Below are 19449 nucleotides of genomic sequence, written 5' to 3' on the forward strand. Positions count from 1 at the left end.
GCCGCCCGGGCTTGCCCGCGACCCTCTCGCGCCGACACTGGTGACATGGCTCGATCGTCGCTGCGCTCCACCGCACCATCGCAGGCGTTCACCACGGTCACGATCTGCTGCACGGTGTTCGGCAGTCTCACCCTGGCGCTGATGGCCATGATGGCGGCGGGTGTGGTGGACAGCCTGCGCCGCTATCCGCAGGCCGACAGCGGTGGGCCGATCATCGCCTTCGGCGCGATCATCCTGTTGGGCTGGACGCCGCTGCCCGGGGTGTTCCTGACGATGTTCTGGAAGGGCCGGGCCAGTGATGCGCTGCTGCTGCCCGGGCGGTCACTGCGCGCGATCGGCGAGGAGAGCGGGGTCCGCCCGCTGGTCGGCTGGCCGGGCCGGGCGGTGCTGCGGATCCTGATGATCCTGGCGGTGCTGCTGATCTTCTACCAGTTCTTCGGCGACGACGATGCCCTGCCGCCGGGGCCGGTGTTCCTCGGTCAGCTGCTGGTGCTGATCGCCTGGACCGCGACCTATGTGGAGCTGCTGGTGCGGATCAGCCAGCGACTGCTCCGACGACCAAGGCTGCGTTGAGCGCGCAGGCGATCACCACGACCAGCCAGGCCAGCGCGGTCAGCCAGCGGGCGTTGCGGTGGGCGCCCATCAGGTCGCGGTTCGCGGTGAGCCGGACCAGCGGGATCAGCGCGAACGGGATGCCCAGGCTGAGCACCACCTGACTGATCACCAGTGCCCGCGTCGGGTCGGCGCCCAGCGCCAGCACGACCAGGGCCGGGATCGCGGTGACCGCGCGGCGGACCAGTAGCGGGATCCGCAACCGCAGCAGCCCGGCCATGATCACCGACCCTGCCAGCGCGCCCACCGAGGAGGACGCGATGCCGGAGGCCAGCAGCCCGACGGCGAAGGCCAGCGCGACCCATGGGCCGAGGCTGGCGGCGATCGCGGCGTGCGCGCCCTCGATGCTGTCGATCTGGCTGCCGAACAGGCTGCCCGCGGCGAGCAGCAGCATGCCGATGTTCACCGATCCGGCGATCAGCAGGGAGAGCAGCACGTCGAGGCGTTGCACGCCGAGCAGCCGCCGGGTGTCGGCGGCCGGTCGGGTATCGGCGCCGCCGAACCGGTCACCGGTCAACCCGGAGTGGGCGTAGACGGCGTGTGGCATCACCGTCGCACCGAGCATGCTCACCGCCAGCAGCACCGACTCGCTGCCCTGGAACCGGGGGCGGAGTCCGGCGAGGGCCGCGCCCGGATCCAATCGGGTCACCAGCAGCCCGGCCATGAAGCCCAGGGTGATCACCGCCAGGAAACACATCACGACGAACTCGAAGGGCCGGAATCCGAACCGGGACTGGATCGCGAGCAGGCCCAGGGAGACGACGGTGATGATCACCCCGGCGGGCAGCAGGTCGATCCCGAAGAGCAGATGCAGGGCGAGCGCACCGCCGACGATCTCGGCCAGATCGGTGGCCAGCGCGACCAGCTCGGCCTGCACCCAGTAGGCCAGTCGGGCGGGTCGGCCGAGGCGTACCCCCAGCAGGGCCGGCAGGCTCTGCCCGGTGATCAGGCCGACCTTCGCCGACAGGTACTGCACCAGCACCGCCATCAGATTGGCCAGCACCAGCACCCAGAGCAGCAGGTAGCCGAACTGGGCTCCGGCACTCAGATTGGCGGCGACGTTGCCCGGGTCGACGTAGGCGATCGCGGCCACGAAAGCGGGTCCCAGCAGTGCCCGGATCGGTCGCTGCTGCCTGTGCATGGTGCGACGGTATCGAGAGGCCGCGCTGGGGGAAGATTCCGGCCTCCGGGGAGGGACAACAGGCCGGTCGCGGGGTTACCGTTCTAGGGCTGGCACAGATCGGGGGAGTGATGGCCAACAAGGTGCGGATCGCGGCAGGGATCGGATTGTCCCTGCTGATGGTCCCGCCGCTCGCGTGGGTGACCTTCGCACCCGCGGACAGCACGGATCAGACCAGCCCGCCGGCGGCGGCCGCGACGCCGGCCCCGGTCCCCACCGCCGAACCGGAGCTGGCGGAGGTCCCGGACGACTCTCCGGGCACCGAGGCCGGACTGGGCGGCGTACCCGATGCCGCCCCGCCTCCGCCACCGCCGCCCCCGCCGCCCGCAGCGGCACCCCCGCCGCCTCCGCCGTCGTCGGCTCCCGCGCCCGAACCGGCACCGACGAAGAAGCCGGCCAACAACGCCCCGCCGGCCGGATCGAACGGTGGTGGGCAGGCCGCGGCCGCGCAGCGCTGCAGCAGCACCGCGGTGAAGCCGACCCGCTTCCAGGTGCCACGGATGAATGTCGATGCCCCGTTGCTGACCGTCGGCAAGGACAGCAAGGGCAACCCCGGGGCGCCCCCGCTGTCCCAGATGTTCAGCACCGCCTGGTACCGCGGTTCGCCCCCGCCGGGCAGCAGCCGCGGGAACGTGATCATCAACGTGCACTCCTTCGCCAGCGGTTCGGCCCTGGGCAACAACCTCTACCTCTCGGGCGGGCTGAAGGCCGGTGACACGATCCGCATCATCGGTGAGGGCGGCCAGGTGGCCTGCTACCGGTTCCGGGAGAAGATCAAGTTCCCGGTGGCCAGTTACGATCCGCGCTCGGGGATCTACCACAACGCCACCGGCCGGCCGCAGCTGGCGATCATGACCTGCTGGGATCGCAACCCACGCACCGGCGAATACGACTCCCGGGTCATCTTCTACGCCGACCGCGTCCTCTGATTCGCACGCTCATCGAGTAGGTCGCGCAGCGACCGTGTCGAGATGAGCCCATGACGCCCGAGCGAGTCGAAGCCACCGTGACGCATGTCCCCGCCGGGTCCCGTGCGCTGGGACATGCACTAGTCGAAACCAGACCGCACCGAAACCCAGTCCCACTGGATTTGATCATGGACTCCGCGGACTACTGCATGTCCTAGCGTTCGGACGCCTGGAATGCCGGCATACCCGCCGGACGCGAAGTGGCGCTGCCGATCATGATCGGTGCTCTGGTCGGCGGCTGGCTGCTGGACCGGCTCGGCCGGTACCGGCTGTTCATGGCCCGGTTCTAAGCTGGCTGCGTGCGCGCACTGGTCTATGACGACGTCGGCGGCCCGGTCGAACTGCGTGAGGTCGCCGATCCCACTCCGCCGGATGGGGGCGTCGTGGTCGAGGTCCGGGCCACCGGCCTGTGTCGCAGCGACTGGCACGCCTGGGCCGGGCATGAGGCGGTGCCGCTGCCGAACGTTCCCGGGCACGAGCTGGCCGGTGTGGTTGCCGAGGTCGGCACCGGCGTACGCCGCTGGCGGGTCGGGGACCGGGTCACCGTTCCGTTCGTCGAGGGCTGCGGGCAGTGCCGCTGGTGCGCCGAGGGCAATGCCCAGGTCTGCCCGGATCAGCGGCAGCCCGGATTCACCCACCCCGGCTCGTTCGCTGAGAAGGTGGCCCTGTACGCCGCCGACACCAACCTGGTTGCGCTGCCGGACGGGGTCGGGTTCGCCGCCGCCGCCAGCCTCGGCTGCCGGTTCGCGACCGCCCATCGAGCCCTGGTGGCGCGGGCGGTCGTGCGGCCCGGGGAGTGGGTGGTGGTCGTCGGAGCCGGTGGTGTGGGGCTGTCGTCGGTCATGATCGGGGCCGCGTTGGGTGCTCGGGTGATCGCCGTCGACCCCAATCCCGCGGCGGGTGAGCTGGCGGTCTCCCTGGGTGCGGCAGCAGCGCTGGTGCCCGACGCGGATCTGCAGGAGCGCGTTGTCGAACTGACCGACGGTGGGGCACAGGTCGCGGTGGATGCGGTTGGCTCCGAGGCGGCCGCGGCGACCGCGATCGGATCACTCCGCCGCCGCGGACGGCATGTCCAGGTCGGCCTGCTGCCGCCGACCCCGCAGCATCCGCGGATCCCGATGGATCGGGTCATCGGTTGGGAGTTGGATGTGTTCGGCAGCCACGGGATGGCAGCCGCCGACTATCCGGCCATGCTGGAGTTGGTGAGTGCGGGCATCCTGCAACCCGAGCGGCTCCTGGAGCGTACGATCTCACTGGCCGAGGCCGCCGAATTGCTGCCCAGGTTGGATTCCGCCAACCCGACCGGCATCACCGTCATTGATCCGACTGCCATTGATCCACTCGCCCAACGCGCTCAGATGCCGTAATCCTCGTCGGTGACGTGGTCGAGCCAGGTCACCACCTCGCCCTGCCCATCGGCCTCCTGGATGGCAACGTGCGCCATGAACCGGTCCGCCGTGGCACCGTGCCAGTGCTCCTCACCTGGTTCGATGTAGACGACATCACCCGGGCGGATCTCCTGCGGCTCGCCGCCGCGCAGGCAGACCAGCCCGATGCCGTCGGTCACATAGAGCGTCTGGCCCTTGGGATGGCGGTGCCAGGCGGTCCGCGCCCCCGGCGCGAACCGCACGTGCGCGGCACCCACTGCCGATTGCTCGTCGGGATTTCGGATCGGCTCCATCAACACGTTCCCCGTGAACCACTCCGCGGGCCCCGCCCCGGTCTTCCCGCCGCTCCTGGTGAACTTCATCCCGTTGTCCCTCCGCTCGTCTGCCTATGTGATGAGTCTGCCCCTGGTGTCACGGCTCGTCGACCGGTTCGATGGCCCGGGTGATCGACTCCTCCGGCGGCAGCACCTCGCGCACGTCGTCGGGGAGCTGGTCATAGGTATAGGTGGCGACCGCGACCGGAGCGGTTGTCGAGGCCAGGGAGTACTCCACCACCTCGTGGTTGCGGCCGGTACAGAGCAGGACGCCGATCGTGGGCGCGTGACTGGCCGGATCGCGCAGGAGGCGGTCTGCCGCCTCGACATAGAAGGCGAGCTGACCGGCGTCCTGGGGTTCGAAGCGACCGACCTTGATCTCGAACACGATGAACCGCAGGCTCGGGTAGTGGAAGAAGACCAGATCGGCGAAGAACTCCTGTTCACCGACGTGCAACGGCACCTGTCGCCCGACGAAGGCGAGGCCATTGCCCAGTTCGAGCATGGTGCGGGTGAGGTTGTCCATCATCGCGTCCTCGACCAGCCGTTCTCTGGCCGGCGCCGCGAGACCGAGGAAGTCCAGCACGACCGGATCGCGGGTGGCCTGCTGGGCGAGATCGCTGTCCGGTGCCGGTAATCGGTCGGCAAAGTGCTCCGCGGCTCCAGCCTCCGGCGTACGCCTGGGCGGCGTACCAATCGCGTTGGCTCGTGTCGGGGAGTCAGTCCAGCAAGACTATTTCGTGGCCCCAGGGCAATTGTGCAGCAGCTGCTGCACAATTTGGATCGGGCCAGGCGAGCGCCACCTTGCGCATGTAGTGCAGGTTGCGGACGCCCAACCCGGTCTGGTCCGGGAAGCGCATTCGCAGGTCGGCCGCCAACCGCTTGATCACCTGGCTGCCCCAACCCTGCGCCTGCTGGCGAGCCAGGATCGCGGAGCCGATCGCGTGATAGGTCGCAAAGCGTTCCCGAGCAACCGATGCCATGGCCCGCGCGCGACCGGCGTCCAGTGCGGAAACGATGGCGTCGATCAGTTCGCCGTGGGCGGCGCTGCCCTCGATATCCCCCATGTTCACGAACCTAGGGATGGGCTCTGACAGTCGCGCTTGCGGCCGGTCTTCTGGATCCATGCCTGGGTGACACACCCCTTGACGCGCGGCATCGACCTCGCTTTATAGTTGCGCATCAAAACAAATGGCGTGGGTCTCCCTTCGCCATACCTACTGGGGGTGGCAATGATGCAATCTTCGCTGAGCCGTAGGACTCTGCTCGGACTGACCGCGGGAGGCGTACTCGCTTCCGTCGCGGGCTGTGGTGGCGGCGCGCGACCCACCGGTCAGGCCGGTGCCGGCGGAGCGCCACCAGCCGATGGGGCGACGTGGTGGTCACTGTCGGGTACCTCCAACGAGAAGGTCCACAAGGATGCGTTCACCCGCTACAACGGGCTGTCGGACAAACTCGGAACGGTCCAGACGACGTTCTTCGCCAACGACGCGTACAAGCAGAAGCTGCGCACGGCACTCGGCGCCGGTCAGGCACCCACGATGATCTACGGCTGGGGCGGCGGCAGCATGCGTACCTGGGCCCAGGACGGCCAGGTGGAGGACCTCACCCCATGGCTGGACCAGAACGCGGACTTCAAGAACAAGTTCACCGAAACCCTCTGGGAGGCCGCGACGACCCCCGACGGAAAGATCTACGCCATCCCGGTGAACGGCACCCAGCCGATCGTTCTCTTCTACAACAAGAAGATCTTCGCCGATGCCGGGGCCAGGCCGCCGACGACCTGGGACGAGTTGATGGCGCTGGTGGAGTTGTTCAAGGGCCAGGGCATCGCCCCCTTCGCGTTGGCCGGTCAGTCGCGGTGGACGTCGATGATGTGGCTCGAATATCTGCTCGACCGGGTCGGCGGACCCGAGGTCTTCCGGAACATCTTCGACAAGCGGCCGGACGCCTGGCTGGACGATGCGGTCGTCCAGGCCGCTCAGCGGGCCCAGGAGCTCGTCAGGGCCGAGGCGTTCCCCAAGGGGTTCGCGTCCATGGCGGCGGACAGCAACACCGACGTCGCGCTCCTGTGGACGGGCAAGGCGGCCATGATGCTCCAGGGCGGTTGGACCTACGGCGTGATGAAGCAGAGTGGCGGTGACTTCGTCTCCGGAGGCAATCTGGGCTTCACCTCGTTCCCGACGATTCCGGGCGGAAAGGGGAAGCTGGACGCCCTGGTCGGCAACCCGAGCAACTACATCTCGATCTATGCGAAGCATTCCGAACAGCAGCGCCAGATCGCCAAGGACTCGCTCATCCGAGGCCTGTGGGCCGAGCAGACGATCGATGACTGGATCGCCACCGGCGTCGTCCCCGGATTCAAGGGTGTCGAGAGCAAGTTCACCGGGACGCCGGACGAGCCCTACCTGAAGTTCCTCTACGACTCGTTGAACTCGGCCTCCTCGTTCACCCAGTCCTGGGACCAGGCTCTCGACCCGACCGCGGCGGAGGCGCTCCTGGTCAACATCGAGGAGTTGTTCCTGCTGAAGATCACACCCCAGGAGTTCGCCCAGAAGATGAATGCGGTCAAGGTATAGCGGATCATGACCGATGTCGTCGCGTCCAACGCTGGACCTCCCGAGCCGCGGAGTGTGCAGCGTACCCATGTCCTCCTGTTCGCCCTCCCGGCCCTGCTGTTCTTCCTGATCTTCGCGCTGATCCCGCTGCTGGGGGTCGTCGCGCTGTCATTCACCAACTGGAACGGGATCGGTGAGATCACCTGGGCGGGCCTGGAGAGCTGGCGTGAAGCGCTCGCTCGGCCGTCGACCTGGAACGGCCTGTGGCTGACGATCAAGATCATCGTGCTGTCGTGGCTGGCCCAGACGCCGATCAGCATCCTGCTCGGGACGTTCATCGCGGGCCAGCAGAAGTACCGCAACGTGCTCGCGATCCTCTATTTCCTGCCACTCCTGCTGAGTTCCGCGGCCATCGCCATCACCTACAAGACCCTGCTGGACCCCTACTTCGGACTGTCCGCGGGGCTCGGCATCCCTGCTCTCGCGCAGGACTGGCTGGGGGACACGACGCTGGTCTGGTACGTCCTGGTGTTCATCATCGCCTGGCAGTTCATCCCCTTCCACACACTGATCTATCAGGGTGGGGTGCGGCAGATTCCCAGGCAGCTCTACGAAGCCGCCGAGATCGACGGGGCTGGCCGGATCAGCCAGTTCTTCCACATCACCCTGCCGCAGCTCAAGTACACGATCATCACCTCCTCGACCCTGATGGCGATCGGTGCCCTGACCTACTTCGACATCATCTTCGTGCTCACCGGCGGCGGTCCGGGTGTCGCGACGCGAATCCTTCCCCTCGACATGTACCTCACCGGTTTCCGCGGGAACGAAATGGGGGTCGCCAGCTGCCTGGCGGTGATCCTGGTGGTCTTCGGTCTCCTGCTGGCGATGGGGATCCAGCGGCTGGGCGGAACCGACGCCACGTCCAGTCAGCTCGAGGGAGGCGTGTGAGATGGGCGCCCGGCGCAACTATCTGGGCGGGGCCTTCGGGATCCTCTGGCTCCTGGTCATCCTGCTGCCCATCTACTACGTGGTGATCACCGCGTTCAAACCGCTCTCCACCTACATGGGTGGCAACCCCTTCGCGCTTCCTTCCCCACCCTCGTTGGAAAACTTCCAGGCCGTCGTCGAGGCGGGTTTCGGCTCCTACCTCGCCAACAGTCTGATCGTGGTCCTCGGTTCGGTGGTGCCACTGGTCCTGATCGCCTTCATGGCGTCGTATGCCATCATCCGCGGGGTGGGGTGGCCGTTCTCGGTCACCCGGCGGCTTTTCCTGCTGGGGTTGGCGATTCCGGTTCAGGCGACGATCGTCCCGGTCTATCTGATGATCATCGAGATGGGGCTCTATGACACGTTGCCGGCGCTGATGCTTCCGGCGATCGCATTCGGGCTGCCGTTGACGATCCTCATCCTGTCGAACTCGCTGCGGGACGTCCCCAAGGAGCTCTTCGAGTCCATGATGGTCGACGGTTGTTCCGAATGGCAGATGATGTGGCGACTGGCCTTCCCCATGGTTCGGCCGGCCCTGGTCACGGTGGGTGTCTACCAGGCACTCATGCAGTGGAACGGATTCCTGTTCCCGCTGATCCTGACCCAGTCGCCGGAACGGCGTACGCTGCCGCTCTTCCTCTGGAACTTCCAGGGCGAGTTCGCCACCAACATCCCGGCGGTGCTGGCGGCCGTCTTCGTCTCCAGTCTGCCCATCGTGTTCCTGTACGCCGTCGGGCGCCGCCAGCTCGTGGCCGGGATGACCGCGGGAGTGGGAAAGTAACCGGCCTCGGACTCCTCGGGTTCTCCTCAGGCGGGCGCGTCGACGCCCGCGGTCATCCAGCGGGCCGGTTCGAGGATCAGACTCTGCAGTGCGGTGTACGCAGCCCCCAGCGATGCCGACTCGGGGTCGCTGGTCACCGCGGACACCCGTGGGGGAGCGAACGGAGCGGAGAGCACGCGAGGGCGCAGTTCGTCGAGCACCGGCGGGATGAGGAACTCTGCGATGACCGCGAGGTGCCCGCCGAGCACCACCTCGGAGACGTCGAGCAGGTTGAGCGCCCCGGCCAGCACGATGCCCAGCCGCGTGGCCGCGTCGGACACGGCCGCATGGGCCCGCTGGTCACCGGCCTCCAGCAGGGACCGGAGCTGCACCGCGTCGTCGGCGCCGGCAGACGCGCAGAGTGCCGCCTGCCCGACGTAGGTCTCCAGACAACCGGTTGCCCCGCACCCGCACCGGCGCCCGCTTCTGCTGACGCAGACGTGTCCGATCTCACCGGCCCAGCCGTTGCGGCCGGTCCTGACGTCGCCGGCATTGACCAGCGCCGAGCCGATGCCGTGTTCACCGGAGACATAGAGGAAGTCCAGGTGCTCCGACGGGCGCCCGGGGGCGGTCCAGGAGATCGTCATCGCCGCGCAGTCGGCTTCGTTGCTGATGCCGACGGGGACGCTCGAGCCGAAGACAGAGCTCAGATGTCTGCGCGCATCGACTTCGTGCCAACCCAGGTTGGGGGCGCGCAGCAGGATGCCTCGGGAGGTGTCCACCAGCCCGGGGAGTGCCAGGTGCACACCGGCCAGCAACGCGTCCGGCGGTGCCGCCTTCAGCAGCTTGCGGGACTGCCGCGCCAGGCCCCGAATGGCCTTGGCAGGATCGGATCCGGCGAGTTCGGCCTCGACGCGCGACTCCTGCAGCACGGCGCCGGTGAGGTCGACCAGGCGTGCGGCCGTGTGCCCCACGTTCAGTTCGAGGCCGAGTGCCACCCACCCCTCGGCGCGGGGCAGCAGTGGCACGGCCGGCCGGCCCCGATGACCGTCGAACAGGGGTGGGCTCTCGGTCAGGAATCCTTCGGCGATGAGCTCATCGACCAGGCGGGACACCGTGGAGCGGGTCAGTCCGGTTCTCGCCGCGATGTCTGCCCTGGAAGGTGCTTCCGGGGCAGCCAGCACCTGGCGTACGACGGTGGACAGGTTCTGCGATCGCAGACCCGACTGACGAGCCACCGTGCTCATGGCTGGATCCGGTGTGGGTGGGCGGAACTCGGGCTGGGCATGCGTCTCCTGACTCTTGACTGGGCCACCACCCGAATCATATGTTGTGTCAAAGAACAAATTACGAGGAGGCGCCCCGATGTCCCGACACCCTACGCCCGACGACAGGTTCTCCTTCGGTCTCTGGACCGTCGGCTGGACGGGCACCGACCCGTTCGGCGTGGAGACCCGAGCCGCCCTCGATCCCTGGGAGTACGCCGCCCGATTGGCCGAACTGGGTGCCTGGGGCATCACCTTCCACGACAACGACGTGTTTCCCTTCGACGCGGACGACGCGACTCGCGCCAAGCGGGTGGCCCAGCTCAAGGACGTGGCGGACAAGGCGGGTCTGGTCATCGAGATGGTGACCACGAACACCTTCACCCACCCGGTCTTCAAGGACGGCGGGTTCACCTCGAACGATCGCGCGGTGCGCCGGTTCGGCCTGCGCAAGGTGCTCAAGAACGTCGACCTGGCTGCCGAACTCGGCGCCGAGACCTTCGTGATGTGGGGTGGGCGAGAGGGGTCCGAATACGACTCGTCGAAGGACTTCCACGCCGCCTTCGAGCGATACAAGGAGGGCCTCGACACGGTCGCCGCCTACATCAAGGCCAAGGGCTACGACCTCGTCATCGCGCTGGAACCGAAACCCAACGAACCGCGCGGTGACATCTTCCTGCCCTCGGTCGGACACGCTCTCGCCCTCATCGCCGAACTGGACAACGGCGACATCGTCGGGCTCAACCCCGAGACGGGTCACGAGCAGATGGCGGGGCTCAACTACAACCACGGGCTGGCCCAGGCGCTGTTCAGCGGAAAGCTCTTCCACATCGACCTGAACGGCCAGCACGGTCTCAAGTTCGATCAGGATCTGGTCTTCGGCCACGGTGATCTGTTGAGCGCCTTCTTCACGGTGGACCTCCTGGTCAACGGGTTCCCCGCGAGCCCCGACGGGCCGCGCTACACCGGCCCCATCCACTTCGACTACAAGCCGTCGCGTACCGAGGGCATGGAGGGTGTCTGGGAATCCGCGGCCGCCAACATGGAGACCTACCTGATGCTGAAGGACAAGGCCCTGGCGTTCCGTGCCGATCCCGAGGTCCAGGAGACCATGAAGGCGTCCGGGGTCCTCGAGCTCGCCCAACCCACCCTTTCGGAGGGGGAGAGTGTCGAGGCCTTCCTGGCGCAGCAGGAGGACTTCGACGTGGCGGCGGCCGCGGACCGTGAATACCACTTCGTGAAACTCCACCAGTTGGCCCTGCGCCACCTGATCGGCTGACGGGGCGGGTCATGGCACTGGTGGCAGGAATCGACACCTCGACGCAGTCCTGCAAGGTCCTCGTCGTCGACGCGGCCTCGGGGCGCGTCGTGCGGGAAGGTGCAGCCAGGCATCCGGCCGGTACGGAGTGCCCACCGGATGCCTGGTGGACGGCCTTCCGCGAGGCCGCGAAGCAGGCCGGTGGCCTCGACGACGTCAGTGCGGTCAGTGTGGGCGGGCAGCAGCACGGTCTCGTCGCGCTCGACTCGGACGGCGCCGTCATCCGACCTGCCCTGTTGTGGAATGACACGCGCTCCGCGGCCGCCGCCGAGGAGCTGACCCGGGAGCTGGGTCCGGAAGCCTGGGCGGAGGCGACCGGTCTGGGGGTACTGGTGGCGTCGTTCACGATCACCAAGCTCCGCTGGCTCGCCGATCACGAGCCGGAGAATGCCGCGCGCATCGCAGCGATCTGTCTGCCGCACGACTGGCTGACCTGGCAGCTCATGGGCGGTGACGATCTGTCGACGCTGGTCACCGATCGCTCCGACGCATCCGGGACGGGTTACTTCGACCCCGTGTCGGGTCGATACCGCCGGGACCTGCTGGCGCGGGCACTCCGCCGGACGGAGGCGGAGGTCGCCGACATCGTCCTTCCCCGGGTGCTGGGACCGCATGAGACCGCCGGCCGGCTCGCTGCGGCTGTCGGGTCGCCCGATGCGCTGGTGGGGCCCGGCTGTGGCGACAACGCTGCGGCCGCGCTGGGGCTGGAGCGTACGCCCGGGCAGGCGATCGTGTCCGTCGGCACGTCCGGCGTCGTGTCCGCGGTGTCGAAGACCCCGATCCGCGACGTGTCGGGGCTGGTGGCGGGATTCGCCGATGCCACCGACGCCTTCCTGCCGCTGATCGCCACCATCAACGGCGCCCGCATCATCGATGCCACGGCGGCGGTCCTCGGGTCCGACCATGAGGGAGTGAGTGCCCTCGCCAGAGCAGCGGAACCGGGAGCGGGCGGCTTGGTGTTCGTTCCCCACCTCGACGGTGAGCGTACGCCGAACCTGCCGGAGGCCTCGGGGAGTCTGGTGGGGCTCACCCTCGCCACCATGACCCAGCAGAACCTGGCCCGCGCGGCGGTCGAGGGTCTGCTGTGTCTGTTGGGCGTCGGTGTCGAGGCCCAGCGTGCCCAGGGGGTCGAGATCGATCACATCACCCTGATCGGGGGAGGCGCCCGATTGGGGATCCTGCGGGAGTTGGCTCCCGCCGTGCTGGGTGTGCCGGTCTCCGTGCCGGAACCGGGGGAGTACGTGGCCCTCGGCGCCGCGAGACAGGCCGCCTGGGTGCTCTCGTCGTCGGCGGCCCCGCCCGAATGGGGCCGGGTCGGGACCGAGTCGTTCGAGGGGGAACCGACACCGTGGATCCAACAACGCTACGACCGGGTGGCGGCGCAGCTGACCGAGCTGGTCATCACCGATGACCGACCGAGCTGAGGAGAAGACAGTGACCGAGTTGCACGTGAGCCCGAACGGCTCGGACGCCGCCGACGGGAGCGAGTCCACGCCATTCCGCACGATCAATCATGCGGCCCAGATCGCCCGCGCCGGCGACACGGTGGTGGTGCACGCCGGGGAATACCGCGAGTGGGTCAAGCCCCGGCGCGGTGGGCTGAGCGACCAGCGCCGCATCACCTACACGGCCGCGGACGGTGACCACGTCGCCATCTTGGGATCGGAGCGGGTCGACTCCTGGGAACGGCAGGACGGGGACGTCTGGAAGGCCGTCCTGCCCAACAGCATGTTCGGTGACTGGAACCCCTTCGCCCTGGAGCTGCGCGGCGACTGGGTCGTCCGGCCCGTCGGTGACGAACCCGTCCGACACCTCGGCGACGTCTATCTTGACGGAAAAGCCTTCTATGAGGCGGATTCCTTCGACCAGCTGGCGTCTCCACAGCGGCGCGATCGCATCGTGGACGACCGCACGGGTCAGGAGGTCGCGATCGCTGACCCCGACCAGACGACCCGGCTCTGGTTCGCCGAGGTGGACGCGGAGAACACCACCGTGTGGGCCACCTTCCACGGTGCCGATCCGAACCGGGAAATGGTGGAAGTGAGCGTACGCCGCTCGGTGTTCCAGCCGGAGGCGAACCACATCGACTACATCACCGTGCGCGGCTTCGAACTCGCGCACGCCGCCACGCCCTGGGCTCCCCCCACCGGGGACCAGCCGGGCCTCATCGGACCCAACTGGGCCAAGGGCTGGATCATCGAGCAGAACCACATCCATCACGCGAAGTGTTCTGCCGTCTCCCTGGGCAAGGAGGCGAGCACGGGTGACAACTGGTTCACCGAGCGGCGGGACAAGCCCGGTTACCAGTACCAGCTCGAGGCCGTCTTCCGGGCCCGGCAGATCGGCTGGTCCAGGGAGCAGATCGGGAGCCACATCGTCCGTGACAACGTGATCCATGACTGCGGGCAGAACGGCATCGTCGGACACCTGGGGTGTGTCTTCAGCGAGATCCGCAACAACGAGATCCACGACATCGCCACCAAGCGGGAGTTCTACGGCCACGAGATCGGCGGGATCAAGCTGCACGCGGCCATCGACGTCCAGATCGTGGGCAACCACATCCATGACTGCGCGCTGGGGATCTGGAGCGACTGGCAGACCCAGGGCACGAGGATCAGCCGCAATGTCTTGCACGACAACAATCGCGACCTCTACGTGGAGGTCTCCCACGGCCCCTACATCGTCGACCACAACGTGTTGGCATCGCCCGCGGCCATCGAGGTCTGGAGTGACGGGGGCGCCTACGTGGGCAATCTGGTGGCGGGCACGTTCATGGTGCGTCCGGTACCGGAGCGACCGACGCCCTATCACGTGCCCCATTCCACCGAGGTGGCAGGATATGCCGGCAACTTCGCGGGTGACGACCGCATCGTCGGAAATGTCTTCGTGGGCAACGGTGGTGATCCGCGTGACGTGCGGGGGGTGTATGAGTGGGGCATCGAGCCGCAGACCCGGGTGGGATACGGAACGCTGGCCTATGACGGTCACCCCGCGTCGTTCGAGGAGTTCCTGGACAACGTGGAGGCGGCGCTGCCCGGTGACGTCAACATCTTCGATGGGCTGAAGAATCCGGTCTATCTGCGCGACAACATCTATCTGAACGGCGCGCAATCCTTCGAGCGTGAGGAAAGCGCCCTCACCGACCCGATGGACCCGGGGGTCCGCGTCCATGCCACCGACGGGTGTGTGGAGCTGGAGCTCACCCTGCCCGAGGGCTTCGCGGACCACGTCGTGGCGACCGCCACCACCCAGAACCTGGGCCGGGTACGCATGGTGGACGCCGAGTTCGACGCACCGGACGGCGCGCCGCTCAGCCTCGACGAGGACCTGCTCGGCGGCCGTTCCGGCGAATCGGCACCCGCCGGCCCGATCCATTCGCTCGAACCGGGACCCAACCGGGTCACGCTGCTGACGCGTACGCGAACCTGACGGCTCACTCCGCCAGGATCGTGAAACCGAGCCCCCGGCGATCACCGGGGGCCAGTGCCGTTGCGGCGTCGGGCCCATTGAAGGCATCCGGTGGGCAGGTCATCGGCTCGACGGCGAGCCCGCGCCGGCCCACCTCCTCGCCCGAATAGAGCTGGAGCCAGGGTGCGGCGGCGCGCAGGGACACCGTCATGCCGCCCCCGGACAGGGTGACCGACCAGCCCCGATCGGACAGGCCGGTGAAGGCGTGATCCACGCTTCGCCCGCGCATCGCGGTCGGCTGGGTGAAGTCGTACGCCGTGCCGAGGACGCCGGACAGGCCGACCGGTGCCAACTGCTCGTCGACGCTCAGGATCTGTGACGCCGGACAGGTCACGACGCAGTCGTCGATGGGCAGGTTGTCGCAGGTGAGGTAGGGGTGGACCCCCAGGCCCACGGGTGCGGTTTCGGGCCCGATGTTCTGTGCGCCGATCGTCACGTCGAGGCCGTCGGCCGTCAACCGGTAGGTCACCGACAGGGCGAGCGCGAACGGATAACCGAGCGAACCGGGCAGCGTGAGGGTGAGCGTCACACCGTCGGCGCTCCGTGCGTCGACGCGCCAGTCCGACCAGATGGCCAACCCGTGGAGCGCGGCGCCGGTCGATGCCTCGTTGATCGGCAGGGTGAACTCGCGACCGGCGAAGGAATAGCGACCTCCGGTGACCCGGTTCGGCCAGGGTGCGAGGACCCGGCCCATGTAGGACGCCCCGCCCACCCCGCGCGTCGGGTCGAAGGAGCAGATGGCATCGCGACCCGCGTGGCGGAGCTGGACGAGCGTCGCACCGGCCGTGCTGACCACGGCCTCCCAGTCGCCACGCGCCAGCCGGAGCTGCTCGCCATTCAGTCCCATCGGGGATCACTCGCTCGGGTCGGTCCGAAACGCCGCCTCGACCACGGTTCGGGTCGGGCGGCGCTCCTGGTTGTCAACTGGCGGAGGATAGGGGATTCGAACCCCTGAGGGCTTGCACCCAACCCGCTTTCCAAGCGAGCGCCATAGGCCACTAGGCGAATCCTCCGCCGGGTAGCGTACCGTGCGCGGCGCCCGGACGCGAACCGAGATCGCCCGGTCGGCGGGATCGGATCAGTCGGCCTCGGCCAGGAAGCGCTCCACCACGGTCGCGGTCTGCACCGGGGTCTCGTCGGCGGGGTAGTGGCCGGCGTTCGCCATCACCGCGATCCGGACATCGGGCAGCACCGCACCCCCAGGTCTGGCGTACCGTCTCCTCGTCGAGCACCCGGTCGTGCTCACCGACGATGACCAGCGCCGGCACCGTGACACCGGTCAGGTCGTCGGCGAAATCTGCCTCGGCCCAGGACTTCAGATGGCCGCGGAACGCCTCGGTCGAGGACTGCTCCATCGAATGCGCCACGGTCCGGTTCACCCAGGACTCGGTGTTCCGGTTCCTGGTGGTGAAGTCGACGATCGCGTACCGCTTCTCCCGATCATCGGGCGCACCGAAGAACAGCTCACGGGTCGGCTCGTCGAAGGGGGTCGGGGTCGCACCGACCGGCGCGATGCCGACGATCCGGTGCACCCGGTCGGGGGCCTGGGAGAGCACGCGCAGCGCACCGGCGCCACCCATCGAGTGGCCGACCAGCGAGAAGCGGTCCACGCCGAGATCCTCGGCCAGCGCCAGCACATCGGCGGCGATCTCGTCGAGGGTGTAGTCCCCACCCTCGGTCCGGCGCTGACCATGGCCGCGGTAGTCCACGAAGATGTGCCGGAACCGGTCGCCGTCCAGCATCCGGGGCATGCTGCCCCAGGCCGAGCTCGAACCGAACCAACCGTGCAGCCAGAACACTGTGTGATCACCGCTCCCGGTGACCTTGTGGGGGATGGTGTCCATGGATCGACAATACCCAGCTTGGATTCCGGGCAGACAGGGGCCTACACTTGCCCGCAGGTCCCCCGTGTGGCGTTACCTCACCCAATCCCCCCAGGGCCGGAAGGCAGCAAGGGTAAGTGGGCTCTGTCGGGTACGCGGGGGGCCCTTTTCATGCCCGGGGCGGTGCCCGAGGTCAGGACGTGATCGCCTGCAGGCGTACGCCGCCGAGGTCCCGATCGAAGGGGAACATCGGCCGGTGCAGCCGCTGGTGTCCGAGCCGGACGAGATCCTGATCCACCCCGCCCGGGGTCAGGCAGAGCAGCCAGTCGGCGGCCAGGTCGTAGAGCTCCGGTTCCAGGTAGCCGATCTTGACCGTGATCACGTCAACCGCGGCCGGGTCGATGCCGAGCCGGTGGAACTTGTCCAGCGTCGAATACTGCGAGCGGCGACTCGTCACGACCACCTGCAGACCACCCACATCGAGCCGGACGACCAGACCACCGTCGGGATCCTCGACCACCGCGCCGACCACACCGCGGACCCGGACCGAACCGGGCGGGCGGTCGTCGATGCGGCCGCCGACCAGGGTGTCGATCGGGGCGCCGACACCGAGCTCGGCGGCCCGCCGGGCGGCTTCGGGGTCGACGATCGCGGCCAGCACAGCGCTCACCGAGCCGTCAGTGATCTCGGGGCAGGACAGCAGCTCGGCCAGGGTGACGGTGCAGTCCGCCGCCCCGCCGGCGCCGGGATTGTCCCCGGAGTCCGACAGCAGGAACGGGCGTTGTTCCGAGGTGATCGCGGTCCGCAACCCGTCGGGATAGCTCGCGGTCGGCGCGACGAAGACGAACTCCTCGCGCCGGTCGAGGAACTCGGCGCCCAGGTCCTCGGCGCATCGGTTGACCAGCTCGGGATCGTCCCCGGTCACCACCACCGCACCGCAGCAGCGCGGTTCATCCGCCCAGGCGAAGCCGATCCAGATCGCGGCGTCCAGGATCCCGTCCTTCGCCTCGATCCCGGGAATCCTCCCGTACAAGGACTTCGCCGGTTCGATCCGCGTCGAGGTCATCTCCCCGGGCAGCAGCACCGGAACGTGCACGAGTGCCTTGTGCGGCTTGCCGGAGCCGTCGATCAACCGGTCCACCAGGTTGCGGGCGGCCCGCTCGCGGCTCTGCCAGGCGTCCTCGTGCGGAGCCATCCGATAACAGGTGAGCAGATCCAGCCCGGCGAACAACTCCTCCGAGACGTTGCCGTGCAGGTCCATACAGGTGGACACCAACACCTCGGTGCCGATCACCGATCGAATGGCTGTGATCAGCTCACCCTCCACGTCGGTCATCCCCTCGACGCTCATCGCACCGTGGATGTCGAAGAACAACCCGTCCAGCTCACCCAGTTCCGCCAGCCCCGCAAGGATCTCCGCGCGCCAGCGTTGGTAGTCCTCGGCCACCACCGGCCCACCCGGCAGGGCCCGGGCGTGCAGCACGCCCAGCCACTCGACCCGGTCGGCCCAGTCATTGCCACCGATCCACGGGTAGCGCTCCAGCACGGCCGCGCCGCGGCGTACCTCGAAATCATCGGCGGTCGAGCGGTGCGGGGAGAAGGTGCTCGATTCGATGTGGACGCCGCAGATGGCGATCCTGGGTCGGCTCACAGGACTTCCTCGAACTAGCTGGTCAGGGTGGTCTGGCGGATCATCGCGGTCATCCCCAGCAGGGCCGCGTCGGCGCCGCTGCGGGATTCGGTGATGGTCAGGTCGGTGGTGCAGATCGGCAGACTGTCGGCATAGATGACCGCCCGCATCCCGGCGACGTAGGCGCCCACGCTGGACAGCGAGCCACCGACGACGATCGTGTGTGGGTTGAGAAAATTGACGATCGCCGACAGCACCTGGCCGAGCTGGCCACCCGCGGTCCGCAGCCGCGTCGTCACCTGCGCATTGCCGTTCCGGCTCATCGTCAACAACTCATCCAACGAGTCGGCGTCGATGCCTTCGGCGGCGAGCAATCGCTTGATCCCGGCGCCGCTGCCCACCGTCTCCAGGCAGCCGGTGTTGCCGCAGGAGCAGACCAGCTGGCCGGCGTCGGGCACCCTGGTGTGGGTCAGGTCGCCGCCGAAACCGAGCGCCCCCCGATAGGGGCGGCCTTCGCTCATCCACGCACCGCCGATACCCGATCCGGCCTTCACATACAGGAAATCCCCGAGGTCGGGCCGCTGGCTGAACTCGCCGATGGCGCCGGCGCGGGCATCGTTCTCGATCACCGCGGGTACGCCGAAGCGCTCGGTCAACAGTGCGGGCAGGTCGACCTCGGTCCAGCCGGGCATCCGGGCGGCACCGCTCACCGCGGTGCGCTGCACGTTGACCGGGCCGGGCAGCGCGAGCCCGATTCCCCTCAGGGGTTCGTCCGTGTCGAGTTCGTTCCGCAGCACGCTCCAGCCCTCGGCCAGGGTGTCGAAGACCTGTGTCGGGCCGTTGGCGATGGTGATCGGCAGCTCGGTCGAGCCGAGCAACCGGCCCTGCCCGTCGCTCACCCCGAGGCGGACGTGCTGCGAACCGATCTCGGCCACTCCCAGGGTGCCCGGCCGGCGCCGCAGCCGCAGCAACCGGGGCCGCCGGCCCCCGGTCGACTCACCCTCGGTCTCCTCCACCTCACCCTGCTCGATGAGCTGGCGCACCAGCTGCGAGACCGTCGATGGGGCGAGCGCCGACGAACTGGCCAGGTCGGTCCGGGAGAGGCCTTCGCTCTCGCCGATGAGTTGCTTGATGCGGTCGCTGACCGGCGCCGACGGAACTGCCATGCCCTCGCCTCC

At 68.3% G+C, this 19449-nt stretch carries 18 protein-coding genes, 1 tRNA gene and 1 other RNA gene; 10 read left to right on the top strand and 10 right to left on the bottom strand.

Annotated features, from left to right (window positions below; all coding sequences use genetic code 11):
- Positions 1–45: 45 nt before the first annotated feature.
- Positions 46–573 carry a hypothetical protein gene (locus BI335_RS04720; RefSeq protein ID WP_094426777.1) on the top strand — a complete coding sequence of 176 codons (528 nt, stop codon included), beginning with the start codon at positions 46–48 and terminating at the stop codon, positions 571–573.
- Here BI335_RS04720 and BI335_RS04725 read toward each other — a convergent pair.
- A complete protein-coding gene (locus BI335_RS04725) occupies positions 536–1720 on the bottom strand; it encodes an Nramp family divalent metal transporter (protein WP_324252822.1) in 1185 nt (394 codons plus the stop codon). The genes BI335_RS04720 and BI335_RS04725 overlap by 38 nt on opposite strands.
- 143 nt (positions 1721–1863) lie before the next feature.
- Between BI335_RS04725 and BI335_RS04730 the strand changes: the two genes are divergently transcribed.
- Both BI335_RS04730 and BI335_RS04735 read left to right on the top strand, forming a co-directional pair.
- Positions 1864–2721, top strand: a complete 858-nt coding sequence (locus BI335_RS04730) for a class F sortase (protein ID WP_094429814.1) — start codon at positions 1864–1866, stop codon at positions 2719–2721.
- Between the two features lie 338 nt (positions 2722–3059).
- Positions 3060–4127, top strand: coding sequence for an alcohol dehydrogenase catalytic domain-containing protein (locus BI335_RS04735; RefSeq protein ID WP_094404756.1), 1068 nt, complete (start codon positions 3060–3062; stop codon positions 4125–4127).
- On the opposite strand, the gene BI335_RS04740 is transcribed toward BI335_RS04735, so the two are convergent.
- From BI335_RS04740 to BI335_RS04750, 3 genes are read right to left on the bottom strand one after another with little or no spacing between them, the layout of a single operon-like run.
- Positions 4115–4510: a (R)-mandelonitrile lyase gene (locus BI335_RS04740; RefSeq protein WP_094429815.1), complete on the bottom strand. Its 396-nt coding sequence runs from the start codon at positions 4508–4510 to the stop codon at positions 4115–4117. The two genes, BI335_RS04735 and BI335_RS04740, sit on opposite strands and share 13 nt — an antisense overlap.
- A gap of 49 nt (positions 4511–4559) precedes the next feature.
- On the bottom strand, positions 4560–5159 hold the full coding sequence (locus BI335_RS04745) for a PDDEXK nuclease domain-containing protein (RefSeq protein ID WP_094429816.1): 600 nt from the start codon (positions 5157–5159) through the stop codon (positions 4560–4562).
- A gap of 22 nt (positions 5160–5181) precedes the next feature.
- Positions 5182–5529, bottom strand: a complete 348-nt coding sequence (locus BI335_RS04750; RefSeq protein WP_172421740.1) for a DUF1016 N-terminal domain-containing protein — start codon at positions 5527–5529, stop codon at positions 5182–5184.
- Between the two features lie 165 nt (positions 5530–5694).
- Here BI335_RS04750 and BI335_RS04755 point away from each other — a divergent pair, with 165 nt between their 5' ends.
- Genes BI335_RS04755 through BI335_RS04765 form a run of 3 tightly spaced genes read left to right on the top strand, consistent with a single transcriptional unit; the run spans position 5695 to position 8788 of the window.
- Positions 5695–7041 (top strand): extracellular solute-binding protein, encoded by a 1347-nt coding sequence (locus BI335_RS04755; RefSeq protein ID WP_094429818.1) that lies wholly within the window; start codon positions 5695–5697, stop codon positions 7039–7041.
- A 54-nt stretch (positions 7042–7095) separates the two neighbouring features.
- The gene (locus BI335_RS04760; RefSeq protein WP_229119448.1) at positions 7096–7968 is read left to right on the top strand and encodes a carbohydrate ABC transporter permease; all 873 of its coding nucleotides are present in this window, start codon (positions 7096–7098) and stop codon (positions 7966–7968) included.
- A 1-nt stretch (position 7969) separates the two neighbouring features.
- Positions 7970–8788 carry a carbohydrate ABC transporter permease gene (locus BI335_RS04765; RefSeq protein ID WP_094429820.1) on the top strand — a complete coding sequence of 273 codons (819 nt, stop codon included), beginning with the start codon at positions 7970–7972 and terminating at the stop codon, positions 8786–8788.
- A 26-nt stretch (positions 8789–8814) separates the two neighbouring features.
- On the opposite strand, the gene BI335_RS04770 is transcribed toward BI335_RS04765, so the two are convergent.
- Positions 8815–10014, bottom strand: a complete 1200-nt coding sequence (locus BI335_RS04770) for an ROK family transcriptional regulator (protein ID WP_094429821.1) — start codon at positions 10012–10014, stop codon at positions 8815–8817.
- A 118-nt stretch (positions 10015–10132) separates the two neighbouring features.
- Between BI335_RS04770 and xylA the strand changes: the two genes are divergently transcribed.
- Genes xylA through BI335_RS04785 form a run of 3 tightly spaced genes read left to right on the top strand, consistent with a single transcriptional unit; the run spans position 10133 to position 14779 of the window.
- On the top strand, positions 10133–11311 hold the full coding sequence (xylA, locus tag BI335_RS04775) for a xylose isomerase (protein WP_094356363.1): 1179 nt from the start codon (positions 10133–10135) through the stop codon (positions 11309–11311).
- A gap of 11 nt (positions 11312–11322) precedes the next feature.
- On the top strand, positions 11323–12774 hold the full coding sequence (xylB, locus tag BI335_RS04780; RefSeq protein WP_094429822.1) for a xylulokinase: 1452 nt from the start codon (positions 11323–11325) through the stop codon (positions 12772–12774).
- 10 nt (positions 12775–12784) lie between these two features.
- Positions 12785–14779, top strand: a complete 1995-nt coding sequence (locus tag BI335_RS04785; protein WP_229119449.1) for a right-handed parallel beta-helix repeat-containing protein — start codon at positions 12785–12787, stop codon at positions 14777–14779.
- 4 nt (positions 14780–14783) lie between these two features.
- Here BI335_RS04785 and BI335_RS04790 read toward each other — a convergent pair whose 3' ends face one another.
- The 3 genes from BI335_RS04790 to BI335_RS04800 all read right to left on the bottom strand — a co-directional run bounded on the left by BI335_RS04790 (position 14784) and on the right by BI335_RS04800 (position 16662).
- Complete coding sequence (locus BI335_RS04790; RefSeq protein WP_094429824.1) at positions 14784–15665, bottom strand: aldose-1-epimerase; 882 nt, start codon at positions 15663–15665, stop codon at positions 14784–14786.
- A 78-nt stretch (positions 15666–15743) separates the two neighbouring features.
- A tRNA-Ser gene (locus BI335_RS04795) sits at positions 15744–15831 on the bottom strand.
- Positions 15817–16662: an alpha/beta fold hydrolase gene (locus BI335_RS04800; protein ID WP_229119450.1), complete on the bottom strand. Its 846-nt coding sequence runs from the start codon at positions 16660–16662 to the stop codon at positions 15817–15819. The genes BI335_RS04795 and BI335_RS04800 overlap by 15 nt, the downstream gene beginning before the upstream one ends.
- A gap of 53 nt (positions 16663–16715) precedes the next feature.
- On the opposite strand from BI335_RS04800, the gene ffs reads away from it, so the two are divergent.
- Positions 16716–16812, top strand: an RNA gene (gene ffs, locus BI335_RS04805) — signal recognition particle sRNA small type.
- Positions 16813–16834: 22 nt separating this feature from the next.
- Here the strand turns inward: ffs and BI335_RS04810 are convergent.
- Together BI335_RS04810 and BI335_RS04815 are read right to left on the bottom strand one after the other, a co-directional pair.
- On the bottom strand, positions 16835–18292 hold the full coding sequence (locus BI335_RS04810) for a M81 family metallopeptidase (RefSeq protein WP_094429825.1): 1458 nt from the start codon (positions 18290–18292) through the stop codon (positions 16835–16837).
- Positions 18293–18306: 14 nt separating this feature from the next.
- Positions 18307–19437 carry an ROK family transcriptional regulator gene (locus BI335_RS04815; RefSeq protein WP_172421742.1) on the bottom strand — a complete coding sequence of 377 codons (1131 nt, stop codon included), beginning with the start codon at positions 19435–19437 and terminating at the stop codon, positions 18307–18309.
- Positions 19438–19449: the final 12 nt, after the last annotated feature.

It is taken from the genome of Enemella evansiae, assembly GCF_002250705.1.
In the GTDB taxonomy this organism is placed as follows: domain Bacteria; phylum Actinomycetota; class Actinomycetes; order Propionibacteriales; family Propionibacteriaceae; genus Enemella; species Enemella evansiae.

Coding starts and splice junctions, on each gene's coding strand:
- BI335_RS04740 (WP_094429815.1), bottom strand. CDS start 4,510: ATGAAGTTCACCAGGAGCGGCGGGAAGACCGGGGCGGGGCCCGCGGAG.
- BI335_RS04800 (WP_229119450.1), bottom strand. CDS start 16,662: ATGGACACCATCCCCCACAAGGTCACCGGGAGCGGTGATCACACAGTG.
- xylB (WP_094429822.1), top strand. CDS start 11,323: ATGGCACTGGTGGCAGGAATCGACACCTCGACGCAGTCCTGCAAGGTC.
- BI335_RS04765 (WP_094429820.1), top strand. CDS start 7,970: ATGGGCGCCCGGCGCAACTATCTGGGCGGGGCCTTCGGGATCCTCTGG.
- BI335_RS04815 (WP_172421742.1), bottom strand. CDS start 19,437: ATGGCAGTTCCGTCGGCGCCGGTCAGCGACCGCATCAAGCAACTCATC.
- BI335_RS04790 (WP_094429824.1), bottom strand. CDS start 15,665: ATGGGACTGAATGGCGAGCAGCTCCGGCTGGCGCGTGGCGACTGGGAG.
- BI335_RS04730 (WP_094429814.1), top strand. CDS start 1,864: ATGGCCAACAAGGTGCGGATCGCGGCAGGGATCGGATTGTCCCTGCTG.
- xylA (WP_094356363.1), top strand. CDS start 10,133: ATGTCCCGACACCCTACGCCCGACGACAGGTTCTCCTTCGGTCTCTGG.
- BI335_RS04770 (WP_094429821.1), bottom strand. CDS start 10,014: ATGAGCACGGTGGCTCGTCAGTCGGGTCTGCGATCGCAGAACCTGTCC.
- BI335_RS04755 (WP_094429818.1), top strand. CDS start 5,695: ATGATGCAATCTTCGCTGAGCCGTAGGACTCTGCTCGGACTGACCGCG.
- BI335_RS04720 (WP_094426777.1), top strand. CDS start 46: ATGGCTCGATCGTCGCTGCGCTCCACCGCACCATCGCAGGCGTTCACC.
- BI335_RS04750 (WP_172421740.1), bottom strand. CDS start 5,529: ATGGGGGATATCGAGGGCAGCGCCGCCCACGGCGAACTGATCGACGCC.